The sequence below is a fragment of the Streptomyces buecherae genome (assembly GCF_014295035.1).
Taxonomy (GTDB): Bacteria; Actinomycetota; Actinomycetes; order Streptomycetales; family Streptomycetaceae; genus Streptomyces; species Streptomyces youssoufiensis.
The window spans coordinates 4,625,611-4,643,062 of sequence record NZ_CP060404.1; the positions used below are offsets into that span (position 1 = coordinate 4,625,611).

Here is a 17,452-nt window from a genome sequence, read left to right on the forward strand (position 1 = left end):
TATGACCGAGGGGGATGGCATGGCCACCGTCGAACTTCGTTTCAGTGCCCTTCCAGAGCACGTCCGCACCGCCCGGCTGGTGGCAGCCGCTGTGGCGCGCCGGGCCGGAGTCGACGAAGCCGTGTTGGACGAGGTGCGGCTCGCCGTTGGCGAGGCGTGCTCTCGGGCCGTCGGACTGCACGTCAGCAATGGTGTCTCGGCGCCGGTGCGGGTGGCCCTGACCGAGGAGGAGAAGAAGTTCTCCATCGAGGTCGGGGACGAGGCGCCGCGAGCCGTGCCCGGGCGTGCCACTGATGGCGACGGTGCCGGCGATGCGCTGTCGGGCGATGAGTCTGGCGCAGAGGCGGAAGACGAGATGGGCCTCGCGGTGATCAGCGGGCTCGTCGATGACGTCGAGGTGACCTCGGATGAGGCGGGCGGTGTGATCCGCATGAGCTGGCCCACCGCTGACGCGTCCGCCCCTTCCTGACGCGTCTGATCCTTCCTCACACGTTTGGCCCCTTTTCGACGCGTCTGACCCTTTCTGGTGCGTCCGTGCGTCCGTGCGTCCGTGCGTCCGTGCGTCCGGCTCTTTCTGGCGCGCGGCCGATCACCGCGCGGTGCTGGCCCCCAGTTCTCCGCTTCCGGCCCGGCCCGAGTGCTCCAGACGCGCCCGAGCTGATCCTGACGTTGAGCTCGGCCACTCGGGCTGTCGTACCTGGCAGCGCCGAGCCGCGTTCTCGCGTGCGCGGGAGCCCGTAGGCGCGTGGCGCCGGTGGGTGGTGACGCGAGGCTGGGGGCGGGTTCCGTACGTGAGTCGTGGCGGGCCTCTGCCCGTGTCGGGGTGGCGCTCGCGTGTGCGCGCTCGTGTGGGGAGCGGTGCAGGCCGTGCGTGCGAGGACGGCGGTGTCGTGCTCGCAGGGGTCTGGAAGTGTTCCCCGAGCTCTCATTTCTTGCAGCGGTCTGCGGGCGCTGACGGCTGCCCAGGCGTCGTGTCGGTGCGCGGCGTGCCGGCTGTATGAGGCTGGGGCTGGCGGATCGGGCTCGGGCTTGGAGTCTGAGGTCTGGGTTCTTCTGACCGTTCTTGGTCGATCTCGACCGTTCCAGGCCGGGTCTGGCGACGTTCTGCGCGGTCCGCCGGTGGCGCGATTTCGGCGGTGCTTCGGGCGGGTGTGCCAGACGTCTGGGGCCGGCCGCGCGTCATCCTGCCGGGTGGCCGGGTGGCCGGGTGGCCGGGTGGCCGGGTGGCCGGTGGGCGTGTGCGGGCTGTCGGTGTGCGGCGGGGCCGTGGTGCTCGCGGAGCGCAGAGGTTGGCGGTATCCGGCCGCAGGCGCGTCGGGGCGGGCTCGTGCTGACGTTGCCGTGCGCCGTCGGCCGGCGCGCGAGCCGGCGGGCGGGGCGGACTCGGTTGCGCCCACTTCGCGCCCTCTTGGCAAGTGCAGGACGAGGGGAAGCGCTGCTTGACGAAGTCGGGGCGCGCGTCAACGGCGCGGAAAAATGTAATGCTCCAAAGCAGTTTGTTGTTGTCTCCTGAGGTGAGGGCAAAGCTCTGAGCAGGGGCGTTCATAAGACCCTGAGATCATTCCGTGGGCGTCAGCACGATGGGCGCTTTCCTTCGTATGAGGGAAATTGTTGCGGCCGAACCATTTGATCACCGCTGATGCAGGCGAATTCCCTTAGAGGTGCACTGTTTTGATCTCGCGTTGATCCCTACAATCCGTCCACATCTTGAGCTCAGGACGCCTGAGCGTGGCGGCTGTTTCGCGGTCGCGAAACTGCTGCGCGCCCATGTGCCAAACGTCAAGGAGGACGAATGGCGGGGCCTCTTACCCCTCATCAGCTAGACCTGTCCCCAACCCTGGCCGCTGCCGAGCTGACCGACGGCAACCGATTGATCGTCCTGGTGATCGCCGCCGTGGCGGTGGCGGCGCTGGCCGTCGCGGTCGTGCTCGTACGCCAAGTGCTCGCCGCCGGCGAGGGCACGGACAGCATGAAGGAGATCGCCGCCGCGGTGCAGGAGGGCGCGAATGCCTATCTGGCCCGGCAGTTGCGTACCCTCGCCGTTTTCGCGGCCGTCGTGTTCTTCCTGCTCATGCTGTTGCCGGCCGACAACTGGTCGCAGCGTGGCGGTCGTTCGCTCTTTTTCTTGATCGGCGCCGGATTCTCGGCGGCGACCGGGTATATCGGCATGTGGCTCGCGGTTCGCAGTAATGTGCGAGTTGCCGCTGCGGCACGTGCGGCAACGCCCGAGGAAGGTCAGCCGCGTAAAGACCTGACCGAGGTTTCGCACGCGGCCATGAAGATCGCTTTTCGTACCGGCGGCGTGGTCGGCATGTTCACCGTGGGGCTCGGCCTGTTGGGCGCGGCCTCCGTGGTGTTGGTGTACGCGGCCGACGCGCCGAAGGTGCTGGAGGGCTTCGGTCTGGGCGCCGCGCTCATCGCGATGTTCATGCGTGTGGGCGGCGGCATCTTCACCAAGGCCGCGGACGTCGGCGCCGACCTCGTGGGCAAGGTCGAACAGGGCATCCCCGAGGACGACCCCCGCAACGCCGCGACCATCGCGGACAACGTGGGGGACAACGTCGGCGACTGCGCCGGCATGGCGGCCGACCTCTTCGAGTCGTACGCCGTGACCCTGGTGGCGGCGCTCATCCTCGGCAAGGTCGCCTTCGGCGACTCGGGCCTGGCGTTTCCGCTGATCGTTCCGGCCATCGGGGTGGTCACCGCGATGATCGGGATCTTCGCGGTGGCGCCGCGCCGCACGGACCGTAGCGGCATGACGGCGATCAACCGGGGCTTCTTCATCTCGGCGGGGATCTCGCTGGTCCTGGTGGCCGCGGCGGTCTTCGCGTACCTGCCGTCCTCGTACGCCGACCTCGACGGCATCACGGACAAGGAGATCCTGGCGCACGACGGTGACCCGCGGTTCCTCGCCCTGGTCGCCGTCGCGATCGGCATCGTGTTGGCCGCGCTGATCCAGCAGCTCACCGGGTACTTCACGGAGACCACCAGGCGGCCGGTGCGGGACGTGGGCAAGACCTCGCTGACCGGGCCCGCGACCGTCGTGCTCTCGGGCATCTCGCTCGGCCTGGAGTCGGCGGTCTACTCGGCGGCCCTGATCGGGCTGAGCGTGTACGGGGCGTTCCTGCTGGGCGGCACCTCGATCATGCTGGCGCTGTTCGCGGTGGCACTGGCCGGCACCGGCCTGCTCACCACTGTCGGTGTCATCGTTGCCATGGACACCTTCGGACCGGTGTCGGACAACGCGCAGGGCATCGCCGAGATGTCCGGTGACGTCCGGGACGAGGGCGCGCAGGTGCTCACCGACCTGGACGCGGTGGGCAACACCACCAAGGCCATCACCAAGGGCATCGCGATCGCCACGGCGGTGCTGGCAGCGGCGGCGCTGTTCGGCTCGTACCGCGACGCGATCGCCGAGGCGGTCAACGACGTCAACGCGAACGTGGCCGGCGAGATGAACCTGAGCATGGACATCTCGCAGCCGAACAACCTGGTGGGGCTCGTCTTCGGCGCGGCGGTCGTCTTCCTCTTCTCCGGCCTGGCGATCAACGCGGTGTCGCGATCGGCGGGCTCGGTGGTCTACGAGGTTCGCCGGCAGTTCCGGGAGAAGCCCGGGATCATGAACTACACCGAGAAGCCCGACTACGGGCGCGTCGTCGACATCTGCACCAAGGACGCGCTGCGCGAACTGGCCACACCCGGCCTGCTCGCGGTACTCGCCCCGATCGCCGTCGGGTTCTCGCTGGGCATCGGCGCGCTGGGGTCGTTCCTGGCCGGCGCGATCGGCGCCGGCACGCTGATGGCGGTCTTCCTCGCCAACTCCGGCGGCGCCTGGGACAACGCGAAGAAGCTGGTGGAGGACGGCCACCACGGCGGCAAGGGCAGTGAGGCGCACGCCGCGACGGTCATCGGCGACACGGTCGGCGACCCGTTCAAGGACACCGCGGGCCCGGCGATCAACCCGCTGCTGAAGGTGATGAACCTGGTGGCGCTGCTCATCGCGCCGGCGGTCGTGAAGTTCAGCTACGGCGACGACGCGAGCCCGGGCCTGCGGGCCGTCATCGCCGTACTGGCGATCCTGGCCATCGTCGGGGCGGTCTACCTCTCGAAGCGGCGCGGCATCGCGGTCGGTGACGAGGGGGAGCCCAGCGTCGACCGGAAGGCCCAGAACATCGATCCCGCGGTGGTTTCCTGAGCCATATCGAGCGCGACACCGCTGGTCAGGCCGCGCGCCTGGCGTACCGCCACCGCATGCCACGCGGTGGCGGTACGCGTTGGGCCACCCTTACGCCGTCGGTGGCCGCGCGCGGCGGCCGTGTGTGGCGGGGCCAGCGGAGGGGATCGGCGGCGGGTGGTGCGGGGCGTGGCGCCACGGGCGCCGGGGGGTAACGCGAGGGCGGGTGGCGTGCATTGGCGCGCCACCCGCCCGCCGCGTTTCGGTTGTGACGTCCCGTCGGGCTGTGTGATACGGATCGGTCGCGGCACGGCGCGGCACGGCGCGGCACGGCGCGGCACGGCGCGGCACGGCACGGGGAGCGTGCGGGGTGTGGGGTGCGGGCGTGCGCGGGTGGTCGGTCGTCCGGATGGCGAGGTGAACGCCACGCCCAGTGCGGCGTAAATAGCCCCAATAGGGCATATAAGGGATGCTCAACTCGTAGCTCTCGCTCTGCGGGCGTGTAAGTTCCGGGGCCGAAGGCCATGGAAGGGACCAATCCGGTGAACAAGAAGCTTGTGGCGGCACTGTCCGGCGGTGCGGCACTCGTACTGGCGCTGACTGGCTGCGGCGGCGGTGACGGCGACGACGGCGACAAGAAGGTCGAGAGCTGGGCCGAGAAGGTCTGCGGCGGCATGCAGCCACAGCTGAAGAAGATCCGGGACGCCAACGCGGCCATCCAGGGCGCCGCCGACGAGCCCGACTCCAAGAAGCTCCAGCAGACGGACTCCCAGGCGTTCCAGCAGATCTCCGACGCCTATCGGGCGCTGGGCAAGTCGGTCAAGGACGCGGGCGCGCCTCCGGTGGACGACGGCGAGAAGGCGCAGACCGAGGCGCTCAAGGACCTCAACGCCAGGTCGCGGGCGTACGAGGACCTCAAGACGGCCGTCGACAAGCTGGACACCAAGGACAAGTCGAAGTTCGCCAAGGGCCTCAACGGCATCGCCGAGGAACTCAACAAGCTGGGCAAGAACAGCGACGACGCGTTCAAGCGGCTCCAGGAGGGCGAGGTGGGCGAAGCGATGGCCAAGCAGAAGGGCTGCCAGCGACCCAGCGGCGGCGCGCCGGCCCCCTCGATGGACGCCAACGCGCCGGCGGGCGCGAGTTCCTGACGGGGCGTCGCCGCGCTCGCGGGGGTCCCGACCACCCGACTGGGCGAAGCTGACCAGAAGAGACCGACCAGACGAAGCCTCACCAGAGGGACGCGCGCGGGCGCTCGGACGAGTGGCGGTGCGCGAGCGCGCCGGCCAACCAGGCCGACCTGGTGATCCTCGGAGCCGTCCGACGGTCGCCGCGAGCGCGGGCGAGGGCCCCGTGCGTGCGGATTGACGGCCCGTACGAGCGCGGAACGAAGGCCGTACGGGCGGAACCGGGGCCCCGCGAGAGCGGCGGCACAACGGGCCCGGCGCCCCGCCACACCCGGCGCGGCGCCGGGCCTTCGCCGATTGTCGGTGGTTGCCCCGACAATGGGGACCGTGAGTACGCACCAGTTGCCCCACGCCGATCCGCAGCGCGCCGAACGCCTTCGCGCGGCCCTGCTCGCCGCCGACTTCACCGCCGACGGCCTCCTCGACCTGCTGGGCGCCCCGGCGTACGCCGCGCTCGGGCGCAGCGAGACCGTGCCGGCGCTCCGCGCGACCGGTGGCGACAGCGGGCTGGAGACCCTGGTCCGGCTGTTCCTGTTGCAGCGCCCGGTCGCCTACGAGCGTGCCGCCGCCGTGCTCCCGGTCGAGGACTGCCTGGCCGACGGCTGGCTGGTGCCCGCCGGCACCGCCGAGGTGCCGGCCTCGGATGCCGGCGCGGGCGGGGGCGCGGGCGCGGCCGGTGGTGGCGCGGTGCGGGCGAGCGTGGACGTGCGGCCGTACGGCGGGCCGGGCGGGGAGGACTGGTGGATCGTCTCCGACCTCGGTTGCGCGGTGGGGGGCGCGGGCGGGATCGCCGTACGACCCGGGGCGCACGCCGCGTCGGACGCGCCGGCGGGAGCCGCCGGGGCGGTCGATGTGGGGCCGACCGACGAGGAGCAGCGCGCCGTGCCGCGGTCGCAGTTGGTGCTCGGCGTGGGCGGTGCCTCCACCACGCTGGCCGGCATCACCGTCCGGGAGCCGGTCGGACGGGCCCTCGACCTGGGCACCGGGTCCGGGATTCAGGCGCTGCACGCCGCCCAGCACGCCAGCAGTGTGACCGTGACCGACCGCAATCCGCGGGCTTTGCGGTTCGCCCGGCTGACCCTCGCGCTGTCGGGGGCGGCTGCTCCGGAGGCCCGGGAGGGTTCGCTGTTCGAGCCGGTGCGGGGGGAGACGTTTGACCTGATCGTGTCCAACCCGCCCTTCGTGATCTCCCCCGGCGCGCGGTTCACGTACCGGGACGGCGGCATGGGCGGGGACGACCTGTGCCGGACGCTGGTGGAGGGTGCGGCCGAGCACCTGGCGGACGGCGGGTACTGCCAGTTGCTGGCGAACTGGCAGCACGTGCGGGGGGAGGACTGGCGGGACCGGGTCGCGGGCTGGGTGCCGCCGGGCTGCGACGCGTGGATCGTGCAGCGCGAGGTGCAGGACGTCGCGCAGTACGCGGAGCTGTGGCTGCGGGACGGCGGTGACCACCAGGGCGACCCGGCGGCGTACGCGAAGCGGTACGACGCCTGGCTGGACGAGTTCGCGGCGCGCCGCACGACGGCGGTCGGCTTCGGCTGGATCATCCTGCGCAAGTCCGGCGCCGCCAACCCGTCGGTGACGGTGGAGGAGTGGCCGCACCCAGTGGAACAGCCGCTGGGCGAGAGCGTGCGGGCGCACTTCGAGCGCCAGGACTTCCTGCGGGCCACGGACGACGCGGCCCTGCTGGCGGCCCGCTTCCGGCTCGCGCCCGAGGTGGTGCAGGAGCAGGTGGGGCTGCCGGGTGCGGAGGACCCGGAGCATGTGGTGCTGCGGCAGAACCGGGGCATGCGGCGCGCGACGAAGGTGGACACGGTCGGCGCCGGGTTCGCCGGGGTGTGTGACGGCTCGTTGAGTGCGGGGCGGATTCTGGACGCGATCGCCCAGTTGCTGGGCGAGGACCCGGTGCAGCTCCGGGATCGGACGCCGGAAGCCATCCGGCTGCTGGTCGAGCAGGGCTTCCTGGAGCCGGTCGGGAACGCGGAGGCGTAGCGGCTGTCCGCCCCGCGCGGTGTGGGCGGGGGCGTCGCCCGGCGGAGCGGGTGGGGCGGAGAGAAGCACGGAGGGGGGCGGCCCGGGGCACGAGGGGCGTGCGGGGCGGTGTGCGGCGGGTGGTGAGCGAGGGGCGGGCGCCGGTCGCCGGGCGGGCGGCGCTGGGCGAGTGTCCCGGCGGCTACGGACAGTGATGGGTGGGGCGCGAGGGTGCGCTCGCCACATCTGTGCCATATCGGTGCCCTATCTGTGCGGGACGGGGTGCCTGTTAAAAGAGGTGCCGCTGTGCCGAGCCCGGCGCCGGCTGGGTGGCCCGGGTCCTGCCGCCCGTGCGCCGACCGCCGGCCCGGTGGGCGCGCGCGTCGTCGTCGGCGGGGCCTCGCCGTCGGCGCTGTCATTTGCCGACGGGGTGTGGGTGTCTGGAGAGTGTGGGGCCGTTGTGCAGGGTGGGGTGTGCGGCGTGCGGTGGCTGGGTTCGGCTCGGGCTCGGCCGAAAATGAGCGGCGGGCGCGCGTGCCGGCCCGGCGGACAGCGATGTGAGGACGTTCACGTGGCGTTCGCCCGGAAGCCGCCCGTACGTGCCACCCTCCTCGCATGGAGAGTGGACCCGCGGCCTTCGCTGGCACGGCATTCGCGCTGTTCGGCGTCGCGCTGCTGCTGTGGACGGCGGTCCGGCTGCGGCAGCGCCAGCCGGTCCTGGACGGCTCGCACCCGACGGTCGCCGCGGTCCTCTCCACCGTTCTCGGCACCGCCGCGTTGGTCGGCGGAATCTGGTGCCTGAGCTCCGTCTGACCGGCTGACCGACCCGGTGGAGCGCCGGCCCGTGCGGCACGCGGCCCGGTTGTCGGGTTACCGTGACAGCGCCTAGGCGGTGCGCAGCAGGAGGAGTGGTTAGGCGACCATCGGCTTACCCTTCGAGTGGCGTTGCGGGCTTTTTCCGTTTGACACCGAGGCGGGAGGTACCGTCACACTCCGCAGCGTCACCGTATTGCCACCGCGAGCACCGTACGCGTGGTGGCCCAGCCACTGAGCGTCGACCGGAGAGAAGAGCGAAGTTGTCCCCGACCAGCGAGACCGCGAAGGGCGGCCGACGACTCGTGATCGTCGAGTCGCCTGCCAAAGCGAAGACGATCAAGGGCTACCTCGGCCCTGGATACGTGGTCGAGGCGAGCGTCGGGCACATTCGCGACCTGCCGAACGGCGCTGCCGAGGTCCCCGCGAAGTACAAGGGCGAGCCGTGGGCGCGCCTCGGGGTGAACGTCGACGCCGAGTTCCAGCCCATCTATGTCGTCAACCACGACAAGAAGGACCAGGTCAAGAAGCTCAAGGAGCTGCTGGCCGAGTCGGACGAACTCTTCCTGGCCACCGATGAGGACCGCGAGGGCGAGGCCATCGCGTGGCACCTCCAGGAGGTCCTCAAGCCCAAGGTCCCGGTGCGCCGGATGGTCTTCCACGAGATCACCAAGGACGCCATCCGGGCCGCCGTGGCCAACCCGCGCGAGCTGAACCAGCGCCTGGTCGACGCCCAGGAGACCCGCCGTATCCTCGACCGGCTCTACGGGTACGAGGTCTCGCCGGTGCTGTGGAAGAAGGTCATGCCGCGGCTGTCGGCCGGCCGGGTGCAGTCGGTGGCGACGCGGCTGGTCGTGGAGCGGGAGCGGGAGCGCATCGCGTTCCGCTCCGCCGAGTACTGGGATCTGACCGGCACGTTCGCCACGGGCCGCACCGGTGACGCCAGCGACCCCGGGACCCTGGCCGCGCGGCTGGCCTCGGTGGAGGGCCGCCGGGTCGCGCAGGGCCGCGACTTCACCTCCGTCGGGCAGCTCAAGGACGGTTCGGCCGTCCTGCACCTGGACGAGGAGCAGGCCCGCGCGCTGGCGGCGGCGCTCACCGAGACCAACTTCGCGGTGCGCTCGGTCGAGTCGAAGCCGTACCGCCGCGCCCCGTACGCCCCGTTCCGCACCACGACGCTCCAGCAGGAGGCCAGCCGGAAGCTGGGCTTCGGCGCGAAGTCGACCATGCAGGTGGCCCAGAAGCTGTACGAGAACGGCTTCATCACCTATATGCGTACGGACTCCACCACGCTCTCGGACACCGCGATCACCGCGGCCCGGGCGCAGGTCACGCAGCTCTACGGGGCCAACTACCTGCCGGACAAGCCGCGCAGCTATGCCGGCAAGGTGAAGAACGCGCAGGAGGCGCACGAGGCGATCCGCCCCTCGGGCGACCGGTTCCGCACGCCCGCGGAGACGGGGCTCACGGGCGACCAGTTCCGCCTGTACGAACTGATCTGGAAGCGGACCGTCGCCTCCCAGATGAAGGACGCGGTCGGCGACTCGGTGACCGTGCGCATCGGCGGCCAGGCCAGCGACGGCCGGGACGTGGAGTTCACGGCCTCGGGCAAGACGATCACCTTCCACGGCTTCATGAAGGCGTACGTCGAGGGCGCCGACGACCCGAACGCCGAACTGGACGACCGCGAGCGCAGGCTGCCGCAGGTCGCCGAGGGCGACCGGCTGACCGCCGAGGAGATCTCGGTCGACGGCCACGCCACCAAGCCGCCGGCCCGCTACACCGAGGCGTCGCTGGTCAAGGAGTTGGAAGAGCGCGAGATCGGCCGCCCGTCGACGTACGCGTCGATCATCGGGACGATCCTGGACCGCGGCTACGTGTTCAAGAAGGGCACCGCGCTGGTGCCGTCCTTCCTGAGCTTCGCCGTGGTCGGGCTCCTTGAGAAGCACTTCGGCCGGCTGGTCGACTACGACTTCACGGCAAAGATGGAGGACGATCTCGACCGGATCGCCGCCGGTCAGGCCCAGGCCGTGCCGTGGTTGCGACGCTTTTACTTCGGGATTGACCAGAGCGACCCGACGGCCGGCGACATCGCCGCCGCCCCCGCCGCGGGCGGGGCCGGCGACCACCTCGGCGGCCTGAAGGAACTGGTCACCGACCTCGGCGCGATCGACGCCCGCGAGGTGTCCTCGTTCCCGGTCGGCAACGGCATCGTGCTGCGGGTCGGCCGCTACGGCCCGTACGTCGAAAAGCCCTCGCCGACCGAGGGCGAGCCGGGACAGCGCGCGGACGTGCCCGACGAGCTGCCGCCGGACGAGCTGACCGTGGAGTACGCGGAGGAGCTGCTGGCCAAGCCGAGCGGTGACTTCGAACTCGGTACCGACCCGGACACCGGGCGACAGATTGTCGCCAAGGACGGTCGGTACGGACCGTATGTGACCGAGGTGCTGCCCGAGGGCACGCCGAAGACCGGCAAGAACGCGGTCAAGCCGCGCACGGCGTCGCTGTTCAAGTCGATGTCGCTGGACACGGTGACGCTGGAGGACGCGCTCAAGCTGATGTCGCTGCCGCGCGTGGTGGGCGTCGATCCGCAGAGCGGCGAGGAGATCACCGCACAGAACGGCCGTTACGGGCCGTATCTGAAGAAGGGCACCGACTCGCGATCGATCGAGACCGAGGACCAGCTCTTCACGATCACGCTTGACGAGGCGCTGGCCATCTACGCCCAGCCCAAGCAGCGCGGCCGGGCCGCGGCGAAGCCGCCGCTCAAGGAGCTGGGCACCGACCCGGTGAGCGAGCGCCCGGTGGTGGTCAAGGACGGCCGGTTCGGCCCGTACGTCACCGACGGCGAGACCAACGCCACGCTGCGCCGTGATGACGATGTCGAGACGATCACCCCCGAGCGCGGCTACGAGCTGCTCGCGGAGAAGCGCGCCAAGGGGCCGGTGAAGAAGAAGACGGCCAAGAAGGCACCGGCGAAGAAGTCCACCGCGAAGAAGGCGCCGGCGAAGACCGCGGCCAAGAAGACGACGGCGGCGAAGAAGACCACCGCGAAGAAGACGGCGGCCAAGAAGACGACGGCGTCGGCGGCGAAGGCCGCCACGGCGCCGGCGAAGAAGGCCGCGACAGCGTCCAGGTCGACGGGCGACGCGTCGGAGTAGCGCACGCGGGTACGTACGGCGGTCGACGGGCCGCGCCGCTCCGCCGGCGCGGCCCGTTTCCGTGCCCCAGGACCGCGAGGCCGCGCTGGGGGCGTACGCCCCGCGCGTTCGGTGGGAGCCGCGCCCGCCCGCGGGGAGGTGGCGCGAGGGGCGCGGGGGCGCGGTGGCCGGATCGCGTGGTCCGTAGCCGAGTTCGGACGGGCGGTCACGGCGGATTCCGTGGCGCGCGATGGGCTCACGCGCCCCCTGAGCGACCCCCTCCGGTGCTGGTTCGCCCCGCTGTGACCGACTCGTCCGGGCGTATGCCGTGGTGCGCCCGTCCACATGTTCGGGCTCGGGCACGGCAATTCGTGTGACCCGGATAGGCTGGCGGGATGACGCGAACCGAGCAGCCAACGGCCGTCAGCTCCTCAGCCGGCGCTCTCGCCGCGGACTCCCGCGAGCGCGCCGTACGAGCGTTGCTGCACTACCCACCGCTGCGACGGCTGTGGAGTGCGCAGTTCGTCAGCGGCATCGGTGACGCACTCGCCGTGCTGGCCCTGCTGGCGCTGTCGTTCCAGGCGGCGGTGGCGGCGGGCGCGTTCGGCGGCGGGTATCGCGGTGCGGCGCTCGCCATCGCCGCGGTGTTCGGCGCCCGGTTGCTGGCCACGCTGCTGTTCGGCGCGGTGTTGCTCGGGCCGCTGGCCTCGCTGATCGGCCCCTCCGGGCCGCTCGACCGGCGCTGGACCATGATCGGCGCCGACGGGGTGCGGCTCGTACTCCTGGTGATCGCCCCGCTGTGGATCGACTGGATGCCGTCCGACGCCGTGGCATCGCTGCTTGTCACGGCCTTCGTGGTGGGCGTGGCCGAGCGACTGTGGACGGTGGCCAAGGACGGCGCGGCCCCCGCGCTGCTGCCGCCGCCCCCGCTGGAGGGCGCGGCGGTACGACCGCTGCCCGACCACCTCGACGCGCTGCGGAGGCTCTCGCTCCGCACCACCGCCGTCTCGCTGCCGATCGCCGCGGCCGGCATGCTCGTCGTCACCCTGCTCGGCAACGTTCTCGGCTCCGGCATCGACTGGTTCCACCAGCACCAGCCGGCACTGGCCTCGTACGTCGCCGCCGGCCTCTTCGCGGCCTCGGTGTCCGTCCTCTTCTTTCTGGAACTGCCCGGCGCGCAGGCCACTCGCGCGCGCTCCCCGCTGGAGGGCCTGCGCCGGCCCAAGGTTCCGGTGCGCGGGGCGGGCGGCGCGCGGGCCACCGCGCCCGACAAGGGGCGCACGGGAGCGATCCCGGTGCTCGTGCCGGCGTGCGCGGCGGTGGCCGGAGCGATGGCCGCGGCCTTCGGCGTCGCCCTCCTCCAGGCCGCTGACCTCGGGGGCGGGCCGGTCGGGTTCTCGCTGCTCGCGCTGATGATCGCCGGCGGCCCGGTGATCGGCGTACGGTGCGCGCCGCGGGTGCTGCCCGCGCTCTCGCGCCGCCGCCTGTTCGCGCTCGCGATCACCGCCACCGGGCTCGCGCTGCTCGCCACCGGCCTGGTCCCCGACCCGGCGACGGTGCTGATGCTGGCGCTGCTCGCGGGCGTCGCGGCGGGCATCGCGGCGAACATCGGACACACCCTGCTCGACCAGGAGACCGAGGAGTCGCGCCGGCCGCGCACGACGGAACACCTGCACGCGGTCGTCCGGGTCGCCCTCGCGCTCGGCGTGCTCGCCGCCCCGCTGCTCGCCGCCGCGATCGGCCCGCACCGGCTGGCGAACGGCGACTTCGTCTTCGCGCACGGCGGCGCGGCGTTCACGCTGATGCTCGTCGGCGCGCTGCTGCTGCCGGTGGCCGCGCTGGTGCTCGGCAAGACCGACGACCGGCAGGGCGTGCCGCTGCGGCGCGACCTGCGGGACGCGGTGCGCGGCGGCGAGCCGGCGGAGGCGCCGGCCGCGAACGGCTTCTTCATCGCCTTCGAGGGCGGCGACGGGGCGGGCAAGTCGACGCAGGTCACGGCCATCGCGGAGTGGATTCGGAGCAAGGGCCACGAGGTCGTGGTCACCCGCGAGCCCGGCGCCACCGCGATCGGCAAGCGGCTGCGATCGATCCTGCTCGATGTCGCCAGCGCGGGCCTTTCGCACCGCGCCGAGGCGCTGCTGTACGCGGCGGACCGGGCCGAGCACGTGGACTCGGTGGTGCGACCCGCGCTGGAGCGCGGCGCCGTCGTGATCTCGGACCGCTACATCGACTCCTCGGTGGCGTACCAGGGTGCCGGGCGCGACCTGTCGCCGACCGAGATCGCCCGTATCTCGCGTTGGGCGACGGACGGTCTCGTTCCGCATCTGACGGTGCTGCTCGACGTCTCCCCGGAGGCCGCGCGCGAGCGGTTCACGGAGGCGCCCGACCGGCTGGAGTCCGAGCCCGCCGAGTTCCACCAGCGGGTGCGGGCCGGGTTCCTGACCCTGGCCGCCGCGGCCCCGGCGCGCTACCTGGTGGTCGACGCGAGCCAGGAGCCCGAGGCCGTCAGCACGGTCGTACGGCACCGCCTCGACCAGGTGCTGCCGCTGTCGCAGGCCGAGATCGAGGCCCGCGAAGAGGCGCGCAGGAAGGCGGAGGAAGAGGCCCGCCGCAGGGCCGAGGAGGAGGCGGCGCGCAAGGCCGAGGAGGAGCGGCTCAAGCGCGAGCGACAGGAGCAGCTCGCCCGGCTGCGGGCCGAGGAGGAGGAGCGCAAGCGCCGCGAGGCCGAGGAGGCCAAGCGCCTGGAGGCCGAGCGGCAGGCGGAGGAGGCCCGGCAACGGGCCGAGGAGGAGCGTCGGCTCGCCGAGCAGGAGCGGCAGCGGCGTGAGGCCGAGGAGCGCGCCCGCGCCGCGGAGGAGGAGCGGCAGCGCCGGCAGGCCAAGGAGGAGGCGCGACTGCGGGCCGAGGCCGAGGCGCGGCGGCTGGAGAAGCAGCGCAAGGCGGAGGAGGCGCTGCTCCGCGCCGAGCAGGCCCGCCTGGCCGCCGAGGCGGCTGCCGCGCTGCCGGAGCCGGGACTCGGCGGCGCGCCGGGCGCGACCGACACGGCGCCGCCGAACCCCGGCCCGCCGAGCGCGCGCGACGAGGCGCCCACGGTGCCGACGCCGCTGGTCAAGCCGTCCGACGAGGGCAGGGGCGGACCGGCGGGTACGGCTGCGCCGGGTACGGCCGCGGCGGGCGCCGGCGCGGCCCCGGCCGCTGGACCTCCCGCCGCCAAGCCCCGGGCCACCGCGGGCCCCGACGCGACGGAGACGGTGGAGACGCCACGGATAGACCCGCGGGCACCGCGACCAGACGCTGCCGCGGGCGGTGGCGGCGCGGGCGGTGGCGCGCGGAGCGGCGGTTCGGTCGACGACGCGACGTGGGTGCTGCCGCGGGTGCGCCCCGAGGCGGACACCCCGGCGCAGGGCGCGCCCAGCGCGCCGGGGGCACGTGACGCGGGTGCGGCACGCGAGGCGCGCGAGGCTGACGGTGCGCGGGACCCGCGCGAGGCCACGGGTGCGCGTGATGCCGCTGGTACGCGCGATGCCGCCGGCACGACGGAGGCGTGGGACACGGAGGAGACCACGCAACTGCCGACGCCGCCCCAGCCGGAGACGCCCACGGGCGCGATGGACGAGACGGCCGTGTTGCCCGCGGTCGGCGCTGAGGGCGCGCGTCCGGAGGCCGAGCGCCCGGCGGACCCGGCGGACCGGGTGCCGCCGTGGATGTTCCGGCCCGAGTCCGGCGCCGCCGATGGTGCCGATGGCGCGCGCCAGGCCGCCCCGGAGTCCGGCAACGAGCGGACGCGGGAGCTGCCACAGTTCGACCCGTCGCAGGCCGGCTCCGGCCCCGGCGCCGGCCAGGCCCCCTCGGGGCAGGGCGGCGCGGGACAGGCGGACGAGCCGGGAGCGGACCCGCACGGCCGCAAGCGGCGCCGCCCCGAGTGGGCCGAGGAGACCCCGCTGGACGACCTGCCGACGCTGGCCGACGAACTTCTTGGCCCGCACGACGCGGCGGGCGGCGGCCACTACGCCCGGCCCGATGAGCGCCACCCGGGCGGCTACGGCGTACCTCCGGGCGGTCACGACGTGCCTCCGGGCGGCTACGACGGCCGCGACCAGCCCCCGAACGAGCAGCCCGGACCGCGGGACCCCGGCAGCCAGGGCAGCACGGGCAACGGCCGCCCGGGCAACGGCCGCAGGGGCTGGGGCCGCAAGGGCTGAGCCGGGGCCTCGGGGTGGCGCCGGAGGCAGGGACGGGCCCGGCAGCCGGGGCGGCTCCCGAAGCAGGGACGGCGGCAACGGCGGCGGCCCTGGCAGCGGGGGCGGGTCCGCAAACAGGGGCCCGCCCTCACCGCCACCGGACGGTTGTTCTCGCAGGTCAGCGCGCGCGTGCCCGGCATTGTCAGTGCCGTACTCCACAATGGTTGGCAGACAGGTGAACCGGGTGCCGCGGCGCTCGGAGTGCCTGTCGCGAGCACGTGAGCGCATCGGTACGGCTCGGGACGGGTGAGCGGGGGAGCCCGCCCGTGCCGGACGGAGTCCGGGGGCGGGGCGTGGGCGGCACGCCGCCCGAAGTCCGCGGTCGCGGCCGGTCCCCGCCGCCCGTGGCGGAGCGGGGCGCGGGGCAGCCGGGGGGCGGGGCAGTCGGGGTACGGCAGGGCACGGCAGGCAGGGAGAGGCGTCATGGCGGTGTGGGACGACCTGGTGGGGCAGAGCCGGGTCGCTGAGCAGCTCGCCGCTGCCGCGTTGGACGCGGACGCGCTGGTCACGGACGTGAGCGCGGCCGGCGGCCGGCAACGCCCGTCGCCTCCGGCGGACGCTGGCGAGCCCGGCGCCGGTGGTGCGGGCGCCGATGCCGGTGGCGCGGCGGGGGCGGGCGCCACGGCGCAGCGCCCCTCGGGCGCGAAGATGACGCACGCCTGGCTGTTCACGGGCCCGCCCGGCTCCGGCCGCTCGACGGCGGCCCGCGCCTTCGCGGCGGCCCTGCAGTGCGTCAGCCCCGACCGCGCGCTGGGCGGAGCGCCGGGCTGCGGCTTCTGCGACGGCTGCCACACGGCCCTGATCGGTACGCACGCGGATGTCGAGGTGGTCCGTACGGACATGCTGAGCATCGGCGTCAAGGAGACCCGCGACCTGGTGCGCCGGGCCCAGCTCTCCCCGGCCAGCGGGCGCTGGCAGATCATCGTTCTGGAGGACGCCGACCGGCTGACCGAGGGCGCGGGCAACGTGCTGCTCAAGGCGATCGAGGAGCCCGCCCCGCGCACGGTGTGGCTGCTGTGCGCCCCCTCCCTGGAAGACGTGCTGCCGACGATCCGCTCCCGGTGCCGCCACCTCATCCTGCGCACCCCGCCGGTGGAAGCCGTCGCCGACGTGCTCGTGCGGCGCGACGGCATCGATCCGGAACGGGCCGCGGTCGCCGCGCGCGCCACCCAGGGCCACATCGGCCGAGCCCGCCGGCTGGCCACGGACGAGCGCGCCCGGGCCCACCGCGCCGCCGTGCTCTCGGTGCCGCTGCGGGTGGACGACGTCGGCGGCTGCCTCAAGGCCGCGCAGGAGCTCGTGGACGCCGCGTCCGAGGAGGCCAAGCAGCTCGCCGAGGAGGTCGACACGAAGGAGACGGAGGAGCTGCGCGCGGCGCTCGGGGCCGCGGCGGGCACCGGCGGCCGGCTGCCGCGCGGCACGGCCGGCGTGATGAAGGACCTGCAGGACCGGCAGAAGCGCCGCTCGACGCGCACCCAGCGCGACAGCCTCGACCTCGCCCTCACCGACCTCACGGCGTTCTACCGCGACGTGCTCGCCCTGCAGTTCGGCTCGCAGGTGGCCATAGCCAACGCCGAGCAGCGCGAGGCACTGGAGCGCATCGCGGCGAACTCCAGGCCCGAGCGGACACTGCGCCGGATAGAGGCGATCCGCGCCTGCCGCGAGGCGCTCGACCGGAACGTGGCCCCGCTTCTCGCGGTCGAGGCCATGACCCTCTCCCTGCGCGCGGGCTGACCCACCGACCCTCGCCGCGCCCGGCCGCACGTCCGGCCCCGACGTGGGGCGTACGACCCGGCTTCGCTGCCGCCGGACCCGCGCCGCCGCTCGCCCTGGCCGGTGGGACGGGTCCGGTCGGGGCTGGTTCAGCGCGGCGTTCACTCGTACGGAGGTCACGAGTGGCGGCTGTGCGTACGCGTGTCGATACTC

At 73.3% G+C, this 17,452-nt stretch carries 8 protein-coding genes; all 8 read left to right on the forward strand.

Annotation, left to right across the window (positions count from 1 at the left end; all coding sequences use genetic code 11):
- The first annotated feature begins 19 nt into the window (after positions 1 to 19).
- The 8 genes from H7H31_RS17945 to H7H31_RS17980 all read left to right on the forward strand — a co-directional run bounded on the left by H7H31_RS17945 (position 20) and on the right by H7H31_RS17980 (position 17,260).
- Complete coding sequence (locus H7H31_RS17945) at positions 20 to 469, forward strand: ATP-binding protein (protein ID WP_187064160.1); 450 nt, start codon at positions 20 to 22, stop codon at positions 467 to 469.
- A gap of 1,323 nt (positions 470 to 1,792) precedes the next feature.
- Positions 1,793 to 4,195 carry a sodium-translocating pyrophosphatase gene (locus tag H7H31_RS17950; protein ID WP_187064161.1) on the forward strand — a complete coding sequence of 801 codons (2,403 nt, stop codon included), beginning with the start codon at positions 1,793 to 1,795 and terminating at the stop codon, positions 4,193 to 4,195.
- Between the two features lie 521 nt (positions 4,196 to 4,716).
- Complete coding sequence (locus tag H7H31_RS17955; RefSeq protein WP_232109929.1) at positions 4,717 to 5,325, forward strand: small secreted protein; 609 nt, start codon at positions 4,717 to 4,719, stop codon at positions 5,323 to 5,325.
- Positions 5,326 to 5,679: 354 nt separating this feature from the next.
- Complete coding sequence (locus tag H7H31_RS17960; protein ID WP_187064163.1) at positions 5,680 to 7,353, forward strand: DUF7059 domain-containing protein; 1,674 nt, start codon at positions 5,680 to 5,682, stop codon at positions 7,351 to 7,353.
- 594 nt (positions 7,354 to 7,947) lie between these two features.
- Entirely contained in the window at positions 7,948 to 8,145 is a 198-nt protein-coding gene (locus H7H31_RS17965) for a hypothetical protein (protein WP_187061064.1), read from the forward strand.
- A 263-nt stretch (positions 8,146 to 8,408) separates the two neighbouring features.
- Complete coding sequence (topA, locus tag H7H31_RS17970; RefSeq protein WP_187061065.1) at positions 8,409 to 11,306, forward strand: type I DNA topoisomerase; 2,898 nt, start codon at positions 8,409 to 8,411, stop codon at positions 11,304 to 11,306.
- Positions 11,307 to 11,680: 374 nt separating this feature from the next.
- The gene (gene tmk / locus H7H31_RS17975; protein ID WP_187061066.1) at positions 11,681 to 15,487 is read left to right on the forward strand and encodes a dTMP kinase; all 3,807 of its coding nucleotides are present in this window, start codon (positions 11,681 to 11,683) and stop codon (positions 15,485 to 15,487) included.
- A gap of 462 nt (positions 15,488 to 15,949) precedes the next feature.
- Entirely contained in the window at positions 15,950 to 17,260 is a 1,311-nt protein-coding gene (locus tag H7H31_RS17980) for a DNA polymerase III subunit delta' (protein WP_187059926.1), read from the forward strand.
- Positions 17,261 to 17,452: the final 192 nt, after the last annotated feature.

Coding starts and splice junctions, on each gene's coding strand:
- H7H31_RS17960 (WP_187064163.1), top strand. CDS start 5,680: ATGGGGACCGTGAGTACGCACCAGTTGCCCCACGCCGATCCGCAGCGC.
- H7H31_RS17965 (WP_187061064.1), top strand. CDS start 7,948: ATGGAGAGTGGACCCGCGGCCTTCGCTGGCACGGCATTCGCGCTGTTC.
- H7H31_RS17980 (WP_187059926.1), top strand. CDS start 15,950: ATGGCGGTGTGGGACGACCTGGTGGGGCAGAGCCGGGTCGCTGAGCAG.
- tmk (WP_187061066.1), top strand. CDS start 11,681: ATGACGCGAACCGAGCAGCCAACGGCCGTCAGCTCCTCAGCCGGCGCT.
- H7H31_RS17945 (WP_187064160.1), top strand. CDS start 20: ATGGCCACCGTCGAACTTCGTTTCAGTGCCCTTCCAGAGCACGTCCGC.
- H7H31_RS17950 (WP_187064161.1), top strand. CDS start 1,793: ATGGCGGGGCCTCTTACCCCTCATCAGCTAGACCTGTCCCCAACCCTG.